Below are 2,980 nucleotides of genomic sequence, written 5' to 3' on the forward strand. Positions count from 1 at the left end.
GGGCAAACTTTGCAAAAAGACGCTTAATACCGGTTGGAGGAGGAAACGCAATATCAAGCTCAATCGATTCTCCTTCTCCTTTTATGCTCACAACCGTACCAACGCCCCACTTTTTATGCTCCGCCTTATCGCCTACCGCCCAAGCAAACTTGTCACCGCCAGTATTTGAAGATTGTGGAACTTGTGGCAGCTTCTTTCTTACTGCCGGTGCTGTAGCTGAACGAGATGTTTTCATCCAGCTTGGTGCTTCTTTTTCTTCATTTAATGACTCGATGCACTCTTCTGGAATTTCCTGAATAAAGCGAGAAGGCGGGTTCGTATTTGTACGACCGTATAATGTACGGAGTTTCGCATTTGTAAGGTATAGCTGTTCTTCCGCCCGTGTGATCCCTACATATGCAAGACGACGCTCTTCTTCCATCTCTTCCGCTTCAAAGAGGGAACGGCTATGAGGGAATACTCCTTCCTCCATGCCGATTAAAAAGACAATTGGAAACTCTAGTCCTTTGGCAGAGTGAAGCGTCATTAAGACAACAGTGTCCTGCTTCTGACCCTCTTCCTCATTGTCATCAAGCTTGTCAATATCAGCGATTAAGGCAAGGTCTGTTAAAAAAGCAATCAAGGATTTGTCCTCATTGTTCTTTTCAAATTCCTTCGTTACTGATAAAAACTCCTCGATATTTTCAAGACGGCTTTGCGCTTCAATGGTTTTTTCGTTTCGCAGCATGTCACGATAGCCTGTCCGCTCAAGCAGCTCTTCCACTAGCTCCGTCACAGATAAATAGTCTTGCATTTGTACCCAATGGTTCAATTGCTCTGCAAATTCCTTAAGTTTCGTTACCGCTCGAGCCGTTACTCCAATCTGCTCAATTTCTTGAAGTGCTGCAAACATGGAAATGCCTTGCTCAGCTGCAAACGCACCAATCCGATCAACGGTGGTCGCACCAATGCCTCGCTTTGGGACATTGATGATACGCTGCAAGCTAATGTCATCATCTGGATTTGAAACAAGTCGTAAGTAGGCAAGGACATCTTTAATTTCTTTTCGATCGTAGAATTTAGTACCACCAACAATGTTATATTCAATGTTCGATTTTACGAGCATTTCCTCAATAACGCGTGATTGGGCATTTGTTCGATACAAAATCGCCATATCAGAAAACTTCTTGCCGCTTTTCACCGCTTCACGTATTTTTTGCACGACAAATTGGGCCTCTGATTGTTCCGTATCCGCTGCAAAATAGCCAATTTTCGCGCCAGTATCATTTTCAGTCCATAAGTTTTTCGGCTTACGATTAAAATTGTTTTCAATGACTTTGTTCGCCGCTTGTAGGATCGTTTTCGTTGAACGGTAGTTTTGTTCAAGCAAAATAACTGTCGCTTCTGGATAATCTTCTTCAAAGGAAAGAATGTTTGTAATATCCGCTCCACGCCAGCGGTAAATGGATTGGTCAGAGTCGCCGACGACACAAATGTTGTGATGGCGACTGCTCAGCATGTTAACGAGCATGTATTGAGCACGGTTTGTATCTTGATACTCATCTACTAGAATGTACTGAAATTTACGTTGATAAGACTCCAATACCTCAGGAACCTTTTTAAACAGGTCAATCGTCACCATAATCAAATCGTCAAAATCAAGTGCCTGATTCTTTTTCAACTGCTTTTGATACTCTACATACACTTCTGCAGCCGTTTGTTCATAAGGTCCTGTGGCAATCCCTAAAAATTCATCCGGTTTTTTTAATTCATTTTTCGCCCCACTAATGGTTCCCAAAATACTCCGTGGTTCAAATTTTTTTGGGTCGATGTTTTTATTTTTTAAGATTTGCTTTATGACAGATAGTTGGTCCGTCGCATCAAGAATGGTGAAATTACGATTGTAGCCGATTCGGTCAATATCTCGACGCAAAATACGCACACACATGGAGTGGAAGGTGGAAATCCAAATATCTTCAGCAATTGGCCCAACAAGCTGCGCAATCCGATCCTTCATCTCGCGAGATGCCTTATTTGTAAAGGTAATCGCTAGGACGTTCCACGGTGCGATTCCTTTCTCACGAATCAAGTACGCAATTCGGTGGGTCAGTACTCTCGTTTTTCCACTTCCAGCGCCTGCCATTAAAAGAAGCGGACCTTCTGTATGCTTGACCGCTTCCCTCTGTTCTTTATTCAACCCTGACAGCATTTTCTCAATGATTTTTCCTTGCACACTTCTCACCACCAAACAAATGTTCTTCTCTTAGTTTATGTTGAATCTGCTTCATTTTCAACCATTCTTAACAGCAGCTACTGTTTTTAACGCCTCATCCAGGTCTTCATAGACAATATTTCCAACAACAATCGTATCTGCAAGGTCTGCCATTTCTTTTGCTTGCTCCACTGAGCGAATGCCCCCACCGTAGAAAAGCTTCGTTTCCTTCAACACCTTCTGCACCTCTTCCACCAACGTGGGATCGCCGTATGTTCCACTGTATTCCACATAAAAAACAGGAAAGCGGTACATATTTTCCGCCATTCGAGCATAGGCAACAACATCCTCTGACGTAAGCTTAGTTACTGCTTCAGTAAGCTTGGCTGCTTTCGCCTCTTTATTTAAAATACAATAGCCTTCCATCACAATTTCGTTCCAGTTCATCATCGCACCGTATTCCTTCAGCGCCTGATGATGAAGGCCAGCAATCCATTCAACCTTTGTACTATTTAAGACAGAAGGGATGAAGTAATAATCAAAGCCTGGTGTAATTGCTTCAATCGTAGAAATTTCTAACGCACAAGCAACCGAATAGCGTCTAATTCTTGCTAGCAATTGCAATGTATTATCAAGGGTGATCCCGTCTGTGCCACCAACTAAGATTCCATCTGTTCCAGACTCGCATACCGCTTCAAGAGCCTCATCTGAAATCTCCTTATTCTGGTCTAATTTAAACACATGTCGCCATTCATGATATTCAAGCATGCCTGTCACTCATCTCCTGTT

The 2,980-nt window shown here is 42.8% G+C and carries 2 protein-coding genes; both read right to left on the bottom strand.

Features of this window, described 5'->3' with window-relative positions:
* On the bottom strand, positions 1-2,188 hold a 2,188-nt coding region (gene pcrA, locus BLT_RS0118255), incomplete at its 3' end, for a DNA helicase PcrA (RefSeq protein ID WP_051045270.1).
* A gap of 81 nt (positions 2,189-2,269) precedes the next feature.
* Positions 2,270-2,959 carry a heptaprenylglyceryl phosphate synthase gene (locus BLT_RS0118260; protein ID WP_017729188.1) on the bottom strand — a complete coding sequence of 230 codons (690 nt, stop codon included), beginning with the start codon at positions 2,957-2,959 and terminating at the stop codon, positions 2,270-2,272.
* Positions 2,960-2,980: the final 21 nt, after the last annotated feature.

It is taken from the genome of Halalkalibacterium ligniniphilum (assembly GCF_000334155.1).
GTDB classification, from domain to species: Bacteria; Bacillota; Bacilli; order Bacillales; family Bacillaceae_D; genus Halalkalibacterium; species Halalkalibacterium ligniniphilum.